Origin of the sequence: Paenibacillus xylanilyticus, assembly GCF_047246825.1 — a bacterium.
Classification (GTDB): domain Bacteria; phylum Bacillota; class Bacilli; order Paenibacillales; family Paenibacillaceae; genus Paenibacillus; species Paenibacillus xylanilyticus_B.
The window spans coordinates 710,363-730,728 of the sequence record NZ_JBFOLB010000003.1; the positions used below are offsets into that span (position 1 = coordinate 710,363).

At 46.2% G+C, this 20,366-nt stretch carries 16 protein-coding genes and 1 rRNA gene; 12 read left to right on the forward strand and 5 right to left on the reverse strand.

Going from position 1 to position 20,366, the window contains the following annotated elements:
• Nucleotides 1-104: 104 nt before the first annotated feature.
• The 4 genes from jag to rpmH form a co-directional block, all read right to left on the reverse strand.
• Nucleotides 105-806, reverse strand: coding sequence for an RNA-binding cell elongation regulator Jag/EloR (gene jag / locus AB3N00_RS22510; RefSeq protein ID WP_413036578.1), 702 nt, complete (start codon nucleotides 804-806; stop codon nucleotides 105-107).
• Nucleotides 803-1,681: a YidC/Oxa1 family membrane protein insertase gene (locus AB3N00_RS22515; protein WP_413036579.1), complete on the reverse strand. Its 879-nt coding sequence runs from the start codon at nucleotides 1,679-1,681 to the stop codon at nucleotides 803-805. Before AB3N00_RS22515 ends, jag begins: the two co-directional genes overlap by 4 nt.
• Nucleotides 1,682-1,755: 74 nt before the next feature.
• Nucleotides 1,756-2,106 (reverse strand): ribonuclease P protein component, encoded by a 351-nt coding sequence (gene rnpA / locus AB3N00_RS22520; protein ID WP_175394208.1) that lies wholly within the window; start codon nucleotides 2,104-2,106, stop codon nucleotides 1,756-1,758.
• A 282-nt stretch (nucleotides 2,107-2,388) separates the two neighbouring features.
• On the reverse strand, nucleotides 2,389-2,523 hold the full coding sequence (rpmH, locus tag AB3N00_RS22525) for a 50S ribosomal protein L34 (protein ID WP_024629517.1): 135 nt from the start codon (nucleotides 2,521-2,523) through the stop codon (nucleotides 2,389-2,391).
• Nucleotides 2,524-3,310: 787 nt separating this feature from the next.
• Between rpmH and AB3N00_RS22530 the strand changes: the two genes are divergently transcribed.
• The 9 genes from AB3N00_RS22530 (at nucleotide 3,311) to gyrB (ending at nucleotide 14,336) form a co-directional block, all read left to right on the forward strand.
• Nucleotides 3,311-3,985: a GntR family transcriptional regulator gene (locus tag AB3N00_RS22530; RefSeq protein ID WP_413036580.1), complete on the forward strand. Its 675-nt coding sequence runs from the start codon at nucleotides 3,311-3,313 to the stop codon at nucleotides 3,983-3,985.
• A 214-nt stretch (nucleotides 3,986-4,199) separates the two neighbouring features.
• Nucleotides 4,200-5,561 carry a GntP family permease gene (locus tag AB3N00_RS22535; protein WP_413036581.1) on the forward strand — a complete coding sequence of 454 codons (1,362 nt, stop codon included), beginning with the start codon at nucleotides 4,200-4,202 and terminating at the stop codon, nucleotides 5,559-5,561.
• Nucleotides 5,562-5,624: 63 nt separating this feature from the next.
• Nucleotides 5,625-7,172 carry a gluconokinase gene (gntK, locus tag AB3N00_RS22540; protein WP_413036582.1) on the forward strand — a complete coding sequence of 516 codons (1,548 nt, stop codon included), beginning with the start codon at nucleotides 5,625-5,627 and terminating at the stop codon, nucleotides 7,170-7,172.
• Nucleotides 7,173-7,906: 734 nt separating this feature from the next.
• Nucleotides 7,907-9,253, forward strand: coding sequence for a chromosomal replication initiator protein DnaA (gene dnaA, locus AB3N00_RS22545; protein ID WP_175394212.1), 1,347 nt, complete (start codon nucleotides 7,907-7,909; stop codon nucleotides 9,251-9,253).
• 220 nt (nucleotides 9,254-9,473) lie between these two features.
• Nucleotides 9,474-10,616 (forward strand): DNA polymerase III subunit beta, encoded by a 1,143-nt coding sequence (gene dnaN, locus AB3N00_RS22550; protein WP_413036583.1) that lies wholly within the window; start codon nucleotides 9,474-9,476, stop codon nucleotides 10,614-10,616.
• A 16-nt stretch (nucleotides 10,617-10,632) separates the two neighbouring features.
• Nucleotides 10,633-10,848, forward strand: coding sequence for a S4 domain-containing protein YaaA (yaaA, locus tag AB3N00_RS22555; protein WP_056697580.1), 216 nt, complete (start codon nucleotides 10,633-10,635; stop codon nucleotides 10,846-10,848).
• A gap of 53 nt (nucleotides 10,849-10,901) precedes the next feature.
• The gene (gene recF, locus AB3N00_RS22560) at nucleotides 10,902-12,014 is read left to right on the forward strand and encodes a DNA replication/repair protein RecF (RefSeq protein WP_095293519.1); all 1,113 of its coding nucleotides are present in this window, start codon (nucleotides 10,902-10,904) and stop codon (nucleotides 12,012-12,014) included.
• A 13-nt stretch (nucleotides 12,015-12,027) separates the two neighbouring features.
• Nucleotides 12,028-12,276 (forward strand): extracellular matrix regulator RemB, encoded by a 249-nt coding sequence (remB, locus tag AB3N00_RS22565; RefSeq protein ID WP_095293520.1) that lies wholly within the window; start codon nucleotides 12,028-12,030, stop codon nucleotides 12,274-12,276.
• 149 nt (nucleotides 12,277-12,425) lie between these two features.
• Entirely contained in the window at nucleotides 12,426-14,336 is a 1,911-nt protein-coding gene (gyrB, locus tag AB3N00_RS22570) for a DNA topoisomerase (ATP-hydrolyzing) subunit B (protein ID WP_413036584.1), read from the forward strand.
• A gap of 71 nt (nucleotides 14,337-14,407) precedes the next feature.
• On the opposite strand, the gene AB3N00_RS22575 is transcribed toward gyrB, so the two are convergent.
• Entirely contained in the window at nucleotides 14,408-15,364 is a 957-nt protein-coding gene (locus tag AB3N00_RS22575; protein WP_413036585.1) for a YheC/YheD family protein, read from the reverse strand.
• 427 nt (nucleotides 15,365-15,791) lie between these two features.
• Between AB3N00_RS22575 and gyrA the strand changes: the two genes are divergently transcribed.
• The 3 genes from gyrA to AB3N00_RS22590 all read left to right on the forward strand — a co-directional run.
• Nucleotides 15,792-18,353, forward strand: a complete 2,562-nt coding sequence (gyrA, locus tag AB3N00_RS22580) for a DNA gyrase subunit A (RefSeq protein ID WP_413036586.1) — start codon at nucleotides 15,792-15,794, stop codon at nucleotides 18,351-18,353.
• Nucleotides 18,354-18,582: 229 nt separating this feature from the next.
• Nucleotides 18,583-19,689, forward strand: a complete 1,107-nt coding sequence (locus AB3N00_RS22585) for an HD-GYP domain-containing protein (protein WP_413036587.1) — start codon at nucleotides 18,583-18,585, stop codon at nucleotides 19,687-19,689.
• 502 nt (nucleotides 19,690-20,191) lie between these two features.
• A 16S ribosomal RNA gene (locus AB3N00_RS22590) occupies nucleotides 20,192-20,366 on the forward strand; the annotation flags it as partial.

Below are 20,366 nucleotides of genomic sequence, written 5' to 3' on the forward strand. Positions count from 1 at the left end.
GACATATGAATTTCACTATTTAGGTATCTCAACAAAATACTTATTTACGAAAAAAGCAATGGCTTCTGCACCGGGCAGGAAGCCATTGCGTCTTCAATTTCGTGTTATTTCGTCATAATGACCACACGCCGATTGGGCTCCTCGCCCTTACTATACGTCTTAATCTGCGGGTGATTTTGCAGTTTCGCATGAATGACTTTGCGTTCGAGTGGAGGCATCGGCTCCAGGACAACTTCCTTGCCGGAACGGATCGCTTGTCCAGCCAGTCGTTCAGCCAGATCTTCAAGTGTCTTCCGCCGGCGTTGCCGGAAATTCTCCGCATCAAGCACAATTCGAACGAAACTTTCCGAATAACGATTAGCTACAATGTTCGTCAGATATTGCAGTGCATCCAGCGTCTGTCCACGTCTGCCAATAATCATGCCAAGGTCTTCCCCGGCAATATTGAAGATATGCCCATCGCGCTGTTTTTTGATGTCCACTTCAACATCCAGTCCCATACCTGCTGCTACTTCTTTTAGGAAAGCAGCCGCTTCCTCATAGGGATTTTTAGCTGCGACATCCTCAAGTTTAGCTTCAACCTGAGGTACATGTGCGGCTGGCTCGACCCGCTGTGGAACAGCTTCGGGTACAGGCAGTAGTTTCACTTCAACTTTCGCCGCCTTTACCCCGATCAAACCCAGGAATCCTTTTGACGGCTGCTCTAACACTTGTATCTCGACCTTGTCCCGGCTTACGCCAAGCTCAGCCAATCCTTGTTTTACAGCATCTTCAACGGTTTTTCCTGACGCAATGACTTTGGTCATTTCGATTTTTTGGCCCCTTTCGACCCTTTTCCAGAGACAGTTGCCTTGCCACCGTTTTTGCGTTTAGCTCCGTTTTTGGAGGAACTATTCTGCTTCACGTTGACCTCAGCCACGACTTTATCATTATTCCGGTAAAGGAAATAGTTTTGCACGATCGTGTAAATGTTACTGTAGAACCAGTACAGCGGCAACGCTGAAGGGAACTGGTAAGACATGACGAAGATCAAGATTGGATATACCCATAGCATGAACTGCATTGGTCCAACCTGCTGTGCAGGATTCATGCGCATCATCATCCATGTTTGTACGAATGTTGTGATGGCCGCCAGCACAGGCAAAATAAACAGGTGATCCGGCGCTCCGAGTTGAAGCCACAGGAAGTCATGTGTTCTCAGACTGGAGTTACCGTAAATTGAGTTATAAAGTGCGATGTAAATCGGCATCTGAATCAGAAGTGGCAGACAACCCGCCATCGGATTAACTTTGTTCTCCTGAAACAACTTCATCGTTTCTTGCTGAACTTTCTCAGGTGTATCTTTATACTTGGCTTGAATCTCCTTCAACTGCGGCTGAATTGCCTGCATGGCTTTGGAGCTGCGGACCTGCTTCATTGTCAAAGGCAAAATCAACGTCCGCACAATCAACACCATCACTAGGACGGCTAGTCCATATTCACCGTTAAACCAGTTGGCAAATGTATCGAGCGCCAGTGAGAACCAGTAAACAACATTGCTTTGCCAGAATGAGTCACTGGTTCTTAGGTCTTCCGTCGTAACTCCGGCTCCTTGCGGAGTACAGCCGGCCAGTACGGTGACCATTGCAATGACTGCAATGAGGAGAATCCACTTCCCCTTTGATGTCTTCAATCGCGACACTTCATAACCCCTCTCTTAACCATTCCATTCCACCGTAAATCATACCATAATTAGGAGGACAAATAAACCGAAGCTTACCGTTTGTTCGGCTTTAGAAGAGCCGCTTTGCGCATGACGTGCAGCAGACTTTTCTCCATTTCCTGATAGGTCATGTCCAGTGCACCTTTTCTTACGATAAAGATCAGGTCCATTTGCGTGACAATCTCCTTCTCACGGTGCCTTATAATTTCCTTAATCATGCGTCTCATCCGGTTGCGTACGACAGCGTTTCCGATTTTCTTGCTGCATGATACGCCAACCCGGAATTGCTCCGTATCTTTACGGCGGCAGCCATACACCACGAATTGATGATTGGCAAAAGATTTCCCATACCGGTATACGCGGCTAAAGTCCGCCCGGTTTCGCAAACGCAGTCTTTTATACACGGCGCTTCTCCTTGCTGTTCTCCACCATCGATATTGACGGAGGCCTCATTACTGATTTAGTATAGGCTTTCTTGAATAACGGTAAACCGCTCTGACGACAACTTCATTATATATAAGGAAACTTTTTAAAAAATTTCGTGACTTATTCATCGTGCTTCATTAAGACATGAGTGAACGCTTGAACACTTTTTCGCAGCCAATTCAGACCTGATCTGTATTAGCATCCAGTCTGAAATGACCTATTTAAGAAAAAAAAGACCACCTCGGTGGTCTTCTCATGCATTAAGCACTCAGGACTTTACGGCCTTTCAGGCGACGTGCAGCCAAAACTTTACGGCCGTTGCTCGTGCTCATTCTTTTCCGGAAACCATGAACTTTTTTACGTTTGCTTACGTTCGGTTTGAATGTAGGTCTCAATGTATTGCACCTCCTTACAAGGAAATACTTATGTGATGAATCATTTTCATCTTCACAGAAAACACCTTTTTATATTTAACCACGTACACTTGGAAAAGTCAACTCTAACCCACGTAGCTTCTCCCTCTTTTTAAAGCCATTTCCAGTCTCTCCTCAGAATTCAATTCGCTCTTCACCGAATCTATTCTATGTGAGTCAGGATTTGTGGCGGCAAAAGTTATCCCCAAATAAGCTTTTCGCGTGATCCATCCTCTATTTTTTTGGTTATCCACACCCCAAAAATCACTCTATTCCCTCATGTTTTTCACTACTTAAGTTATTCACATGTGGATAACGAAATATTTATTTATATAAGCTTGTCCTTAATAAATCCATTTCACCATTTCCACTGTATCGTTAAATCACTACGTATTGAAACTTTTTCATATCATTCAATCCAATTTAAAATTTGATGTATCCGCTTTAATTGAAGGTTTACAAGTATTAAAGAAAGGTGTAGGATAAAAATCACATCTTGTATACAAGTATACTTATGGGTCATTTCAGTTCTATCCTAAAGTCACTTACACTCTCTTTTACTTGCAAAAAAGTAGAAGATCGGCTCTTTGAAAAATGATTCGGAGGAAGGTTCAATATGTAAACTTCCGCTTCCGTTTCAAGCAAAATGCAAACTGTAAAAAAGTTATGCTATGATCAGTATGCAGGTTTATTAAAGTGTGATATCGATCGGGTATGCATTCATATGAACCTTCATGAACTGATTACTTGAATAGGAGCGTTAGCCATTATGTTGTTTCCTTCTTCCTGGCTGCAGGGAGCTTCCCGCGGGGAAGCAATCGCCTGCGAATTAAGGCTGCGCATCATCAGCGGAACCCTGCGTCCTGGAGAGATTTTATCTGAAAATCGAATTGCCGCTGATTTTGACAGCAGTCGTTCTCCTGTACGTGAAGCCTTGAGAACACTGTCGAATGAAGGACTGATTCGGCTTGAACGGATGGGTGTGGTTGTCCTTGGATTAAAGATCAAGGATGTTGAAGAGCTGTACGATGTCCGCTTTCTGATTGAGAGCTTTGTTCAGCAGCGACTTGCGGGGTCTGTTCCCGAGCAATTGATTACCCAGCTTCGTAACATACTGGACAAAATGGAACTGGCAGGGCGGCATCAGGATGCGGTCGAATTTGCTTATCAGGATCTCACCTTCCATGAGACCATTATCGAAGCGGCGGAGCACTCCCGTATTTCACATTTATGGAGAAGCATTCGTTATGTGGTCATGACAGTCATGCTGCTTACAACCCGCAGGGTGTTTGTTCAGGGTGACCCAAAAGTAAGCGCTGTAATTCATAAACATCGTCTGTTAATCGAAGCACTTGAGTCAGGTGACAAAACATCGATTCAGGCCGGGGTACGTACGTACTTTCAGGATTCCGGTAAAACATTGCACGAAAGCTTTGACTCCTGACCAACAATGTACGGAGTTTAATTTTGATGGCGTTGGTTTAAATACTGCCAAACGCTCGCAATCATATCCAGAAGGATAGATTGCCATCCAACTTGTCGACAAGTATACAAAATGAGATTTTGTTTCAATTTTTGGGCATATTAAAGGGAGTAACCCTCCCTTACGACGATTTCACTTGTAAGCGTTTATATTCAAACACAAAGGAGCATACATCATGAGCACTCTTTTTGGCCTGTCCCATAATGCAACATTATTGGTGTGGACATTGATTGCGATCGTATTTCTGATCGTGTTGATTTCCAAATATAAATGGAATCCCTTCATTACCCTTTTGTTATCAGCATTAATGCTTGGTCTGCTTGCAGGCATGAAGCCTGCCGATGTGATTACTTCCATTACAGGCGGACTTGGCGGTACGCTTGGAACGATAGCCATCGTTATCGGGCTTGGTACGATGCTCGGTAAAATGATGGCTGAATCAGGCGGTGCCGAGCGCATTGCGACGACACTCGTGGATCGCTTCGGTGTTAAACGCGTGCACTGGGCGATGATGATCGTTGGTTTTATTGTCGGTATTCCTGTTTTCTTCGAAGTTGGGGTCATTCTGCTGATTCCGATCATATTCACCGTTGCACGTAAAACCAATATGTCGCTGCTGCAGATTGGGATTCCGATTTTGGCGGGCCTATCGACTGTACATGGTCTCGTTCCTCCCCATCCAGCTCCTATGATCGCCATTGATGCCTTCAATGCAGATTTGGGAAAAACCATTTTGTACTCTCTGATTGTTGGTATTCCAACAGCTATTATTGCTGGTCCCCTGTTCGGTAAGTTTATCGGCAAAAGAATACACACCGAACCGCCAGCTGAGCTGGCAGAGCAATTCGCTACGAAAAAAAGTACCAATCTTCCAGGGTTCGGAATTACCCTGTTTACGATCTTGCTGCCAGTCATTCTCATGCTGATCGGCTCCATTGCCAACATCGTAGACCCGAATGCCACAAGTGCATTCACGGTCTTCTGTGAGTTTATTGGGCACGAGATCATTGCTCTGTTGATATCCGTGGTATTCGCCCTCTTTTCACTTGGCTTCGCACGCGGATTCACGAAACACGATATTTCCCGGTTTACCAGTGAATGTCTGGCGCCTACGGCGACCATCATTCTCATTATTGGTGGGGGCGGCGCGTTTAAGCAGGTGTTGATCAATAGTGGCGTCGGTAATGCGATCGCAGAGGTCGCTACTCATGCCAATATCAATGTCATTCTGTTTGCATGGCTGGTTGCTGCACTGATTCGGGTAGCCACCGGCTCGGCAACTGTTGCAATGACAACGGCAGCGGGCATTGTTGCTCCGGTTCTGGCACTGACGCCAGGGGCCAATATCGAGCTGGTTGTGCTTGCTACAGGTGCAGGCTCACTTGTCCTGTCCCATGTGAATGACGCAGGTTTCTGGATGATCAAAGAATTCTTTAATATGAGTGTCTCCCAGACGCTCAAGACGTGGACCGTTATGGAAACACTATTATCCGTGGTCGGATTGATCTTTATTTTGCTGCTGAGCACTGTGATATAAGACAAATTGAATCAATGAGAAGAGAAAATTTTATCGTTTCAATGGAAAGAAGGACTACACCCAATGAAAAAATATATGATTGGTATGGATATCGGCACAACCAGCACCAAATCCGTATTATTTACGGAGCAAGGCGAGGTTGTCAGCACTTCAACTCACGAATATCCTCTATATACACCTGCCCCCGATGTAGCTGAGCAGGATCCGGAGGAAATTGTACAAGCTGCCATTAACTCCGTACGTGGTGTCATGGATCAGAGCGGTGTAACTGCGGGACAAATCATGTTTTTGTCCTGCAGTTCCGCCATGCATAGTTTAATCGCCATGGGATCAGACCATAAACCGCTCACTCGTTGCATCACTTGGGCCGATAACCGAAGTGCAGCCTGGTCAGCCAAACTGCAGGAAAATGGACAGGGTCATCGCATTTATTTGCGCACAGGTACCCCCATTCATCCCATGTCTCCACTAACCAAACTCATGTGGCTGCGTCACGACGAGCCTGAACTTTTTCAGCGTGCAGCCAAATTTATCTCTATTAAAGAATATTTGTTCTTCCGCTTATTCGGACAATATGTAGTCGATCATTCCATCGCCTCCTGTACCGGCCTGCTCAATCTGGAACAATTGGACTGGGATGCTGAAGCACTAGAGGTTGCAGGGATAACACCTGATCATCTCTCGAAGCTCGTGCCAACCACACATACTATAGAAGGAATGGACAGCGAGTGTGCAGAAAAAATGGGTCTTTCCCCCTCTACTCCCTTTGTTATCGGGGCAAGTGACGGGGTTCTATCCAATCTCGGCGTAAACGCCATCGAACCTGGAGTAGTTGCAGCCACCATTGGTACCAGCGGTGCCATTCGTACTGTCGTTGATCGCCCGGTTACCGATCCGAAAGGTCGGACCTTCTGTTATGCACTCACAGAGAATCTGTGGGTCATCGGCGGGCCTGTGAATAACGGTGGTATGCTGTTCCGCTGGGTGCGTGACGAATTCGCTGCATCTGAAGTGGAAACGGCCAAACGGCTTGGCATCAATTCGTATGATGTCCTAACCAAAATTGCTGAACGCGTTAGTGCGGGCTCTGAAGGACTGCTGTTCCACCCTTACCTGTCAGGAGAGCGTGCCCCATTATGGAATCCGGATGCCCGCGGTTCCTTCTTTGGGTTGACCCTCCATCATCAGAAAGAGCATATGATCCGAGCTGTCCTGGAAGGGGTTATTTTTAACCTGTACACCGTCTTGCTGGCTATGGAAGAACAGATCGGGCAACCGACCTCCATTCAGGCTACTGGCGGTTTCGCACGTTCCCCTCTCTGGCGGCAGATGATGTCCGATATTTTCAATCAGGAGGTTGTTGTTCCTGAGAGCTTTGAAAGCTCCTGTCTGGGGGCTGTTGTACTCGGTCTGTACGCCACAGGTCGAATCAAGTCACTTCATGCTGTCTCTTCCATGGTTGGTACAACCCACAGACATACCCCTATTAGAGAAAACGCAGCGATCTATCGGGAACTGCTTCCCATTTTCATTCGCATCTCGCGCAAACTCGAAGAGGAGTATGCCGACATTGCGGAATTTCAGCGCAAATTGTCGTTGAGCACCGATTAACGGTTCACTCTATAGAAACAAAAAAAGAGATTGTTCACTTAGACCACACACTGGTCTTAAGGGGGCAATCTCTTTTTTACGTAAATATAGCGTCCTGATTCACCGCGCTCACACCCATTTTCACTGTCTTCGTTTGTTCATCCATTGCCTCGCATTCTACCTCTTAAAATGACCATGCAGCTGTTACCTGCTTCCCATCTCTATACTCCTCCAGAATAGCCTCTTATCACCACAACCAAGAATGCGGTTAAAGAGATCAAATCAATCCCCTTCCTCAGCTTCAAATTGGAATTAGTGGTTATCCACAGATATGTTATTCACAATTTTCGATTCAATTTACACACAATTCAGCAATATTTGACGCATAACCTGTGTATAAAACATTTTGGCTTTTTGGTTCATCCTGTCGAAAATTAAACAATTTATAAACAATATATTGTGTTGTGATTAAAAATTATACACAAGTTATTGAATTTGTGGATAAAATCTCGCGATACGTTGAAATGCGGGGCTTCTTTTGCTATGATTGTATTACTTTTGGATGTGAATATGTGATCTGACCCATAATATTATCAACAGCCTGTGGATAAAGTTGTGAACAATTTTCCGTTGTTCATTCTTTTTTTGTTTTCGACCTGCGGGGGTTTGGGGATAAATTCAACAATATATCTCGTATTTCGACACTGCATCATGGCTTAAGCCACACTTGGAACATGTAAAAGGAGTGACAGTCTGTGGACAGCCATACTTCTGATTTATGGCAGCAAATTTTATCAATCATACAAAACAAGCTCAGCAAACCCAGCTTCGATACCTGGTTCAAAGCAACCAAAGCAACGAAGCTGAATGACAGTTCAATTGTCATTTCCGCGCCGACTACGTTTGCCGTCGAATGGCTGGAGAGCCGCTACACCAAATTGGTTGGCTCGACAGTATATGAACTGCTGGGCAAACAAGTCGATGTGAAATTTGTCATCGAAGAGAACAAGCCTGCTGAACCGGACCCGCAACTGCCGGCGCCAACGCCTACGGTAGTTCAGGAAGAAGCGGTACTCAGCATGCTGAATCCAAAATATACGTTCGATACATTTGTCATTGGACCAGGCAACCGTTTTGCCCATGCCGCATCGCTGGCGGTCGCTGAAGCGCCCGCCAAAGCATACAATCCTCTGTTTCTGTACGGAGGAGTTGGACTCGGCAAAACCCACTTGATGCATGCAATCGGCCATTATGTTTTGGAGCATGATCCGGGGAGCAAGGTTGTTTATTTGTCATCTGAGAAATTCACGAACGAATTTATTAACTCGATCCGTGACAACCGCGGGGAAAGTTTCCGCAATAAATATCGGAATGTCGATATCCTGCTTATTGATGATATTCAGTTCTTGGCGGGAAAAGAATCGACACAAGAGGAATTTTTCCATACGTTTAATGCGCTGCATGAGGAACGGAAACAAATTATCATCTCCAGCGACAGACCACCGAAGGAAATTCCGACTCTGGAAGAGCGGCTTCGTTCCCGCTTCGAATGGGGATTAATCACGGACATCCAACCTCCGGATCTGGAGACACGGATCGCCATTTTGCGTAAGAAGGCACGTGCAGAAAATCTGGATATTCCTAACGAAGCCATGATGTATATCGCCAACCAGATTGACACCAACATCCGTGAGCTGGAAGGCGCACTTATCCGGGTAGTTGCCTACTCTTCACTGACGAATCAAGATGTAACCACTCATCTGGCTGCAGAAGCATTGAAGGATATCATTCCTTCCAGCCGTCCTAAAATGATCACTATTCAAGACATCCAACAAAAGGTCGGCGAGTATTATAGCCTCAAGCTTGAAGATTTCAAAGCACGGAAGCGGACCAAGGCCGTTGCCTTTCCAAGACAAATTGCCATGTATCTTTCACGTGAACTGACTGACTTTTCCCTGCCCAAAATTGGGGAAGCATTCGGAGGACGAGATCATACGACAGTCATTCATGCGCACGAAAAAATCTCCCAATCGATCAAAGTCGATCAGGAGCTCTATAAAGTTATCAACAACTTAACCGAAAAAATAAAGAATCCAACCTGAACAAGTCCCAAGCCTATGCACAACGTGTACACATGTGGATAGGCTTAATTTTATGGGTTTATACCCACTTATCCACATATTCAGTGCCCCTATTACTATTATTACTAAAAAGATCTAAAAGATATCATCTCCAAATACGCCGTTTGAAGCTCGGCCTCCGGCCTTTTGATTAACACCTTTCAATACCCAAACACCCAAAAAATCCGCTAGGAGTGAAACCATGAAAATCAGCATAATGAAAAGCTATCTGAACGAATCCATCCAGCATGTATCCAAAGCGATCTCTAGTCGCACAACCATCCCCATCTTGAGCGGGATCAAATTCGACGTGAATCATCAAGGGGTTACGTTGACAGCAAGCGACACGGATATCTCGATTCAATCCTTTATCCCGCTTGAAGAAGGAGATAAAAGCGTAGTTCAGGTAGAGCAACCCGGCAGCGTTGTGCTGCCAGCCAAGTTCTTTGTCGAAATCATCAAAAAACTGCCGTCTCAGGAAATCCACATGGAGGTCAAAGACAATTTCAACACCTTCATCTCGGCAGGTGCTACCGAAATTCAACTGGTTGGTCTGGATCCGGAAGAATTCCCGGTATTGCCAAGCATCGAAGAAAACCAAACGGTCTCCATTCCTGGAGATCTGCTTAAGAACATGGTTAAGCAAACGGTATTCTCCATTTCCACCCACGAAACGACTCCAATCCTGACGGGTGTACTCTGGAGCCTTGGGGATAATGAGTTGAAATTTGTGGCAACCGACCGTCACCGTCTTGCTACTCGTTCAGCAATGCTGGATAATGCAGAGGGAGTACGTTTCAACAATGTCGTTATCTCGGGTAAAACGCTGAACGAACTCAGCAAAATTGTGCCGGATCAAAATACACTTGTGGATATCGTTGTAGCGGACAACCAGGTCCTGTTCAAAATTGACCGTGTCCTGTTCTATTCCCGTATTTTGGACGGAACATATCCGGATACTTCTAGAATTATTCCAACTTCGTACAAAACAGAACTTGTTTTGGATACAAAAAAATTAAGTGAGTCGATTGACCGGGCTTATTTGCTGTCGCGTGAAGAAAAGACCAACATTGTTCGCATGCAAACGATGGATTCCGGCACGATCGAAATTTCATCAAGCTCCTCCGAGCTGGGAAAAGTAAGAGAAGAAATTGAACCTGCCGAGTTTACTGGCGATCCGCTAAAAATCTCGTTCAACTCCAAATATATGCTGGATGTGCTGAAAGTGGTTGAAAGTGAACAGCTGATGATTGCTTTTACCGGCGTCATGAGTCCGATTATCTTGAAACCGCTGGACGACAGTCACAGCCTTTACGTCATCTTGCCTTACCGGACGACCAACTAACGAAAGGAAGATTCCAGTGAACCGAGTAACGATTCGTACGGAATATATTAAGCTTGACCAATTTTTGAAATTGGCAGATTGCATTCCAACCGGAGGCATGGCCAAAGCCCTGCTTCAGGAAGGACTTGTACGTGTGAATAAAGAGCCAGAAGAACGCCGGGGACGCAAGTTATACCCTGGGGATATCGTTGAGGTGGACGGAGAAGGCGCGTTCGAAGTTGCCGCAGAATAAACTGGTTCGATCCTGCTGCCTCCTGACGGACGGGATAAAAGGGAGGTTACCACGTGTTTGTCAATAGCATTGATCTGCAGCAATTCCGCAATTATGAACATCTGAAACTGGAATCTTTCGGTCCAGTGAACCTGCTAATCGGGCAGAATGCCCAGGGGAAGACCAATCTTGCTGAGGCCATCTTTGTGCTTGCACTCACCAAGAGCCACCGTACATCCCGCGACAAGGAGCTGATCCGTTTCGGTGAGGAACGTGCCAGGCTTGCGGCAGAAGTCGACAAAAAGTATGGAACCGTCAATCTGGAGCTATCTTTGTCGCAACAAGGGAAGAAAGCCAAAATCAATGGGTTAGAGCAGCGAAAGTTAAGCGATTTTGTCGGTGCACTCAATGTGGTCATGTTTGCACCGGAAGATCTGGAGATTGTCAAAGGCACACCGGGGGTTCGCCGCCGGTTCCTTGACATGGAGATCGGGCAGGTAGCCCCAGGTTACCTTTACCATCTTCAGCAATACCAGAAAGTGCTCGTTCAGCGAAACAATCTGCTCAAACAGTTATGGGGCAAGGACGCATCTGCCCAGACGATGCTTGAGATCTGGAATGAACAGCTGGCTGAGCACGGTGTTAAAATCGTCAAAAAAAGGAAACAATTCATAAAGAAACTGCAAAAGTGGGCCGAAACGATTCATCAGGGTATTACCGGAGGTGGAGAAGTACTGCGTCTGGCCTACCTTCCGTCCTTCAGCGAAGCCGCTGAGGAAGATGAAGCTGTTTTAATGGACCAATTTATGATAAAATTATCACAAATGAAAGAGCAGGAGATTCGCCGGGGCACAACCCTTAGTGGGCCGCACCGGGATGACCTGTCCTTTTTCATTAACGACCGGGAAGTACAAACGTATGGTTCGCAGGGGCAGCAGCGTACAACGGCGTTGTCCCTTAAACTTGCGGAAATTGAACTGATCCATGAGGAAATCGGTGAATATCCGGTCCTGCTGCTTGACGATGTATTGTCTGAACTGGATCCTTTCCGTCAGACGCAGCTGATCGAAACGTTCCAGAGCAAGGTGCAAACCTTTATTACAGCTACTGGAATCGAGAGCCTGAACGTTGACAAGCTCAAAGATGCCAGTATTTATCACGTTCATGCCGGACAGGTTGAACGCTAAGGAGTGAGGGGACATGTACATTCATCTGGGCGGAGAGAAAATTATCCGTTCTTCCGAATTGGTCGCTATTTTTGATATATCGATTGAAAAATCCTCTAAAATCTCCAAGCAGTATGTCACGCATGCCGAGCAGGAAAAAACAGTGGAACGCATCGGTGAAGAGGAAGCCAAGTCTATTGTCGTTACCAAGAACATTGTGTACTATTCACCTATTTCCTCAGCCACGCTCAAGAAGCGGGCTCACATTTTTCCTGATCTTTAGATCTTCATAAGTAGGGTATAAGTATGCCTTCTGCTGCTTGTCTTTATTTTGAACTGCTTGTTGAAATTAAAGGCAGATGGCCTTTTTCAGCATGCATTCTTAGTTAACGCATATTTACGATATTGAATCTATAGAAGTAGGTGAAAGGCATGTCTATGAATCAACCGTCATATGATGCGAATGAAATTCAGGTCCTTGAAGGACTGGAAGCTGTACGGAAGCGTCCGGGGATGTACATCGGTTCCACCAGTGCCAAAGGACTGCATCATCTGGTCTGGGAAGTAGTGGACAACAGTATCGATGAGGCGCTTGCGGGTTACTGTGACCATATTGAGATCAGTATTCACGAAGATAACAGCGTTACGGTAGTCGATAACGGACGTGGGATTCCTGTCGGCGAACATGCCAAAATGAAACGTCCTGCACTTGAGGTTGTAATGACCGTGCTCCATGCAGGAGGTAAATTTGGCGGCGGCGGATACAAGGTGTCCGGTGGTTTGCACGGGGTGGGTGTCTCTGTTGTGAATGCCCTCTCTGAAAAAGTGGTTGTAACCGTCAAACGTGAGGGACACGTCTATCAACAGGAATACCGCCGTGGTGCTCCGCAGTATGACCTGAAAACATTAGGAACGACGGATGAAACCGGAACAACGGTTACGTTCCACCCGGACCCGGAAATTTTCACGGAGACAACGGTATACGATTATGAAACGCTGCTGACGCGTGTGCGCGAGCTGGCATTCCTGAACAAGGGCATCGGTCTGACCCTGACTGATGAGCGTACAGGTGCAACCAACTCCTTCATGTACGAGGGCGGGATCATTGAATATGTATCCTTCCTGAATCAGAAGCGTGAAGTACTGCATGAAAATCCGATTTACGTTGAAGGCTCCAGAGATAATATCCAGGTGGAAGTTGCTCTGCAATACAACGATAACTACACCGAGAATATTTATTCTTTTGCCAACAACATCAATACGCATGAGGGCGGAACACATGAATCCGGCTTCAAGAGTGCATTGACCCGGATTATCAATGACTACGCCCGCAAAGCCGGTGTAATCAAGGACAGCACAGGTAACTTGTCCGGGGATGATGTGCGTGAAGGTTTGACGGCCATTATCTCGGTCAAGATTCCTGAGCCGCAGTTTGAGGGACAGACCAAGACGAAGCTGGGTAACAGCGAAGTGCGCGGAATTGTCGAATCCCTGTTTGCTGAGAAGCTTCAGGAGTTCCTGGAGGAAAACCCTTCGGTATCCCGTCGCATTCTGGAAAAAGGACTGCAAGCGGCTCGTGCGCGTGAAGCAGCGCGTAAGGCACGGGAATTGACTCGCCGCAAGGGTGCGCTTGAAGTAAGCTCCCTGCCAGGTAAATTGGCTGACTGCTCCTCCAAGGACGCCTCAATCAGCGAACTGTACATCGTCGAAGGTGACTCTGCCGGTGGTTCTGCGAAGCAGGGTCGGGACCGTCATTTCCAAGCGATTTTGCCGCTGCGCGGTAAAATTCTGAACGTGGAAAAAGCTCGCCTTGACCGGATACTGGGCAATGCGGAGATTAGAGCAATCATCACCGCAATGGGTACAGGGATTGGTGATGACTTTGATATTTCCAAAGCGCGCTACCACAAAATTATTTTGATGACCGATGCCGATGTCGATGGAGCCCATATCCGGACTCTGTTGTTGACATTCTTGTATCGTTATATGCGCAAAATCATTGAGGCAGGCTATGTTTACATTGCCCAACCGCCACTGTTCAAGATTGAGCGCAATAAAGTTATTCGGTATGCCGGTTCCGAGAAGGAACGCGATGAAATTATCGCGAGTCTCGGCGAAAATGCGAAGTTCAATGTCCAGCGTTACAAAGGTCTTGGCGAGATGAATGCCGGACAGCTGTGGGAAACCACAATGGACCCTGAAAGCCGGACAATGCTGCAAGTATCCATCAGTGATGCCATGCTGGCGGATGCCATGTTTGATACCCTGATGGGGGATAACGTTGAACCTCGTCGTGACTTTATTCAGGAAAATGCCAAATATGTGAAAAACCTCGATATTTGACGATATAGGAAGAGGCGCCTGCTGGGCGCCTTTTTACTTTCATGAGATGAACGGGACAAGTTATATAGGTTCTAGCGGGCTCTACTTTTAGCTGTGGAAGAGGAGGCTTGTGATTTGGCAGCATGGCGTGCTGGTTTCTTTTTTTTGGAGGGTAATCTGCCGTAGGCAATGGCATACCGCTTAATCTTGCGATAAGCCTCTTTGTCAGGCAATAAGCCAAAGGCGTAGATCCCAGGCAGTGTGTTAACCTCCAGAATCCAGGGTCGGCCTGTTTCATCCAGGGCAATATCGATGCCGATCTCTTTAAGCCTTGGAAAGGACTTCTGCAACTGAACGGCGGTATGAATACCGAGCCGGTATAGCTCGCTGCGAAGCTTCTGGAATCCGGATGTGTGGAGGTGAGGCATCACTAGCTCTTCAAATGTGGCCAGCCTTCCTCCGCCATGAATATTGGTTATAATTTTTCCCGGTGCCGCGATTCTGCCCAGAATGCCAGTCGTTTCCCAATTGTTCTTCAGATTCTTTTGTGTAAGCACTCTTAAGTCGAACGGTAGTCCTTCATGTTTGAGGAGAGGAATGCCTTGCTGAATAAGGTAAGTGTGTCCCTGAATACGCCCTTCCAGGGCTTTATGCAGTTCATCCAGAGAATGATACAGCTCCTGTTTGGTGCCATATTGGAGCTGATATGATGTAACTCGGATTGAAGAAGTTCCAATATCCTGATTACTGGATTCGGGGAGGGAAGAAGCTGAGAGCAGATGGTCTGTATCCTCAGGACTCTTCTCCTCCGTATCGGAACTATGGGACGATGGACGGGGACTGAAGGTGTGGATTGTTTTTACTCGCATCACCCCATTACCGTAGGTTCCGTGATCTGGTTTAATATAATTAAGCTCGAACAGTTCGGTCATCCGTTCAAGGGTTTGGCGATTATATTGCCTCGTAACAGGTATATATTCGTTCACAGTACGGCTGCGCTGCAACACAACCGTTTTGGTCCATTTGCTGGAGACGCGCTGGATACTCAAGAAGCCACCAGTCCTTTCATGTTTTATTCGGAGTTTTCTGGAGAGCAGCAGTACGGAGAAATCAAAGGACAAGAGACGATATCAGTGGTATAATAGAGAAATATGACGTTTTGTGCGTTTTGCTGCACAAATGGTAGTTTGATCGTAGAACGGGAACGGCATCAGCCTTAATACACGCAGTACATGTGCCGCTTTTCTAGCATTGTATGTATAAACGGAGAGGAAGGCAGGGCTAATCCCCAGACTCTCTAAAGTTCCCGGAAGAAAGGCTATTGCCCAGCGGACGTTTAATTGTGTAACTTTTGTGAAAGTAATATAATAAAGAGTAGCGTTCTTGCGCGGTTTTAGCCTTGTTAGGCTTTTCACATACACTATTTTTAAATGACTGAATGGAACTGTTTGTTGAAGGACAAGAAGGAGGTCCAGCATGGCGGAAGAAATGAACTCGCAGATTAAAGATCGGGATATAGGCGTTGAGATGCGTGAATCGTTTATGGATTATGCGATGAGCATCATTGTTAGCCGTGCACTGCCTGACGTGCGTGACGGATTGAAGCCGGTTCACCGGCGTATTTTATACGCAATGTCTGAGCTAGGCATGACACCCGATAAACCACATAAAAAATCAGCCAGAATCGTCGGCGAAGTTATCGGTAAGTATCACCCACATGGTGACTCTGCCGTATACGAAACGATGGTACGGATGGCTCAGGATTTCTCCCTGCGTTACATGCACGTTGATGGACATGGTAACTTTGGATCCGTGGATGGCGATATGGCAGCTGCCATGCGTTACACGGAGGCGCGTTTGTCCAAGATTGCTATGGAAATGCTTAGAGATATCAACAAAGATACGATTGATTTCCAGCCCAACTATGACGGTGAAGAGAGCGAGCCTGTAGTTCTGCCAGCTCGTTTCCCCAACTTGCTTGTCAACGGTGTCGGCGGGATCGCAGTAGGTATGGCTACGAATATCCCTCCTCATAATTTGGGTGAGGTGATTGACGGCGTTCAGGCCATGATCAAAAATCCGGATATTACCTCCATGGAATTGATGGATTACATTCATGGGCCAGACTTCCCTACGGCTGGTTATATTCTTGGACGCTCCGGTATTCGCCAGGCTTACCAGACAGGTCGCGGTTCTGTTACGATGCGGGCCAAAACCAATATTGAGGAAAATAACAACAAGGCACGTATTGTTGTTACCGAGATTCCTTACCAGGTCAACAAGGCAAGACTGGTGGAGAAAATTGCCGAACTGGTTCGCGACAAGAAAATTGATGGTATTACAGATCTTCGGGATGAATCTGACCGAAACGGGATGCGTATTGTCATTGAGCTTCGCAGAGATGTGAACCCAGGTGTTGTACTGAACAATTTGTACAAGCATACGTCAATGCAGTCGACGTTTGGTATCAATATGCTGGCGATTGTGAATAAGGAACCGAAAATTCTGAACCTGCGCGAAGTGTTGTATCACTACCTGCAGCATCAGATTGAAGTTATTCGCAGACGTACACAATTCGAGCTGAAAAAAGCGGAAGCCCGTGCACACATTCTGGAAGGGTTGCGTATTGCCCTGGATCATATCGATGAGATTATTGCATTGATTCGTTCCTCGAGCAATACTGACGCAGCTAGAGAAGGTTTGATTGAGCGTTTCTCACTTAGTCATGATCAAGCTCAAGCGATTTTGGATATGCGTTTGCAACGCCTGACAGGTCTGGAACGGGAACGCATTGAGAATGAATATAACGAACTTATGGTCAAAATTGCGGAATACCGTGAGATTCTGGCCAACGAGCATCTGGTACTCGATATTATCAGTGAAGAACTGCAAGAAGTTCGTGAGCGCTTCGGCGACGAACGCCGCACAGAGATCACCATTGGGGAAGAGAGCATTCTGGATGAGGATCTGATTCCGCGTGAAGAGGTGATTATCACCATTACACACACGGGCTATGTGAAGCGTCTGCCGGTGTCAACCTACCGCAGTCAGAAGCGGGGCGGACGTGGAGTTGTGGGCATGGACACGAAGGATACCGACTTTGTCGAGCATCTATTCGTAACCAACTCTCACAACTACCTCATGTTCTTTACCGATAAGGGTAAAGTGTATCGTCTGAAAGCTTACGAAATTCCAGAGCTTGGACGTACAGCCCGGGGGACACCGATTATCAACCTGATTCAGATTGAGCAGGGAGAGTCGGTTAACGCCGTAATTCCGGTGCAGGAGTTCGAAAGTGACAAGTATCTGTTCTTCGCTACCCGCCAGGGTGTTGTTAAGAAGACACCACTTGAGGATTACACCAATATTCGTAAAGGCGGTCTGATCGGGATCTCCTTGCGTGATGACGATGCGCTCATAGAGGTTAAGCTGACGGATGGCCAGCAAGAGATCATTATGGGTACTTCGCACGGAATGTCTATCCGCTTCTCGGAAGGCAACGTTCGTTCCATGGGACGGAGCGCAACCGGGGTGAAGGGGATCACACTGGATGAAGGGGATGTTGTCATTGGCATGGACGTTGTCGATCAGGAGCTTGATGTTCTGATTGTTACGGCCAAAGGTTATGGTAAACGTACCCCTGTCAGCGATTACCGCATGCAGACTCGTGGTGGTAAAGGGATTAAGACCATTAACGTCACGGAGAAAAATGGTGCAGTAGTCAGTCTCAAAATGGTTAAAACGGAAGAGGATCTGATGATTATCACGTCCAGTGGTACATTGATCCGCATGAGTATGGAAGGCATATCCACAATGGGTCGATACACACAAGGTGTGAAACTGATTCATATTCGTGATGAGGATGCCGTAGCCACAGTCAGCCGGATTGACAAAAATGAAGATGAACCAGATGAAGAATTGCTGGAAGGACTGGAAGCAGGAGATGCGGAAGGTTCAGAAGGCTCAATGGTAAGCCTGAGTGAAGATACAGGTACGGATGTAGAAACCGAGGGCGACGACTCTGATTCTGAAGCATAAAATGGTTTATAGCTTTATCAATTGTATGAAGTGGTTGATATAAGAGTATTTAGAAATAAGGGGTTCCCATTTGGGAGCTCCTTTTTTTGATTGTATCGTTCTGATCTAAAAATATAGGAATATAGGATGTACAGCCTGATTTATGAGTAATATAATGGGAAATATCGTGAAAACCGGGACTATGGTCTTGTTTACCATTATAGAAGAACGAAGAGTGAGGAGAATAAACATGGGATTAATTACCCTGTCTGAAGTCAAACCTGGCCTTAAACTGGGGAATGACGTACATACTTTGCGCGGCAATGTTTTATTTCAGAAAGGCAAAGTCATTTTGCCGAAGGATGTGGAAGTCCTACGAGCTTTTATGATTCATCAGGTCGATATTGAACAGGAAAAAGTCGGAGCGAATGGGGCAGGCGCAAAGGCTGCAGCTGCATCAAGCGATGAGAAGAAAGGGGATCGAACGGGTAAAGGCAGTAATGCCGTCTTAGGCCCTGCAGTAACTTCCTTCCATGAAGAGTATGAGAAGTTGGTGGGATTAACCAAAAGTGCCTTTCTGTCCTCTCTGGCAGCTGAACTGCCTGTATATGAGCTTCGTACTCAGCTTGAAGCCTTATTTGTATATCTTAAACAATATAATGTGCTAACTTTCAGTCCACGCGTGATGCAGGAACATGATTATGTCTATCACCATGCTGTACTTAGTGCGATGACCTCGTATCAGTTGGCTCAATGGATGGATTTGCCCTCCAAGGACTGGATGCAGGTGGCTTTTGCAGGACTATTCCATGATATCGGCAACAGCAAGGTTGACCCGCAGATTCTCCATAAACCATCTACATTGACTCCGTCTGAGCAAGAGGAGATTAGGCAGCATACCAAGTATGGCTATCAGGTGCTTAAACAGGCCAAGGCCATTAATGAAGGAGCAAGACTTGCAGCTCTGCAGCATCATGAAAAAGTGGATGGTTCGGGTTACCCACTGCAGCTGAGCGGGACCCAGATTCATATCTATGCCAAGATCGTTGCAATTGCAGATATCTTTCATGCCATGACCCTAGAGAAGATCTATCGTAAGGCAAAGTCTCCATATCTGGTTCTCGAACAGATCAAAAGCGAGGCATTTGGCAAATTGGATCCTGCTATCGTAAATGTATTTATACAGCGTTCTACACAAATTCATAATGGAATTCGGGTTAAATTAAGCAACAACCAGATAGGTGAGATCATTTTCTCTGATCGGGATCACCCGACACGCCCAATGGTTTCTGTGGAAGGAACGATAATTAATCTCATGCAGCAGCGGCAGCTTCATATTCAGGAAGTTATAGGCTAACTAAACAAATAGTTATTATAGAGGTAGGGTCATTCCGATGGGAGTGGCTCTTTTTAATGAGCTGCATGTGAGATATTGCAGGAAGCTAGAGGGGGGGATCATATATTCATGTAGCAAGGCGGTTATAAGTTTGAAGTATTAAAATCTTTTTCGAAAAAAGACTTGCATAAAAAATCTGTACATGGTATATTCTAATTCCGGCCAAGAAAACACGAGAAACACGGTGCGGTAAGCAAACCAAATAAGCTTCGAAAGAAACTTAAAAAAAGTGCTTGCTAAATTGGTTCGGATATGATAAGATATAAAAGTTGCTGAGGAGAACAACACTCGGATGCAAACGAAGTTTGATCTTTGAAAACTGAACAACGAGTGAGTAACGATCTTGCTTGCAAGATCGACGCTGAGAAATCGGTACACGTCATTTGACTGTATGGTTTCGAAGCACAATTGAGATTTTTAATCTCGTCAGATTCAAAATGAGCTAATCGCTCTTTTCAATACTTTATTGGAGAGTTTGATCCTGGCTCAGGACGAACGCTGGCGGCATGCCTAATACATGCAAGTCGAGCGGACTTGATGAGAAGCTTGCTTCTCTGATGGTTAGCGGCGGACGGGTGAGTAACACGTAGGCAACCTGCCCTCAAGCTTGGGACAACTACCGGAAACGGTAGCTAATA

Bases quoted from the DNA above. Each gene is read 5' to 3' on its own strand.
- jag (WP_413036578.1), bottom strand. From the start codon at position 806: ATGACCAAAGTCATTGCGTCAGGAAAAACCGTTGAAGATGCTGTAAAA.
- AB3N00_RS22530 (WP_413036580.1), top strand. From the start codon at position 3,311: ATGTTGTTTCCTTCTTCCTGGCTGCAGGGAGCTTCCCGCGGGGAAGCA.
- AB3N00_RS22535 (WP_413036581.1), top strand. From the start codon at position 4,200: ATGAGCACTCTTTTTGGCCTGTCCCATAATGCAACATTATTGGTGTGG.
- gntK (WP_413036582.1), top strand. From the start codon at position 5,625: ATGAAAAAATATATGATTGGTATGGATATCGGCACAACCAGCACCAAA.
- dnaN (WP_413036583.1), top strand. From the start codon at position 9,474: ATGAAAATCAGCATAATGAAAAGCTATCTGAACGAATCCATCCAGCAT.
- remB (WP_095293520.1), top strand. From the start codon at position 12,028: ATGTACATTCATCTGGGCGGAGAGAAAATTATCCGTTCTTCCGAATTG.
- gyrB (WP_413036584.1), top strand. From the start codon at position 12,426: ATGTCTATGAATCAACCGTCATATGATGCGAATGAAATTCAGGTCCTT.
- gyrA (WP_413036586.1), top strand. From the start codon at position 15,792: ATGGCGGAAGAAATGAACTCGCAGATTAAAGATCGGGATATAGGCGTT.
- AB3N00_RS22585 (WP_413036587.1), top strand. From the start codon at position 18,583: ATGGGATTAATTACCCTGTCTGAAGTCAAACCTGGCCTTAAACTGGGG.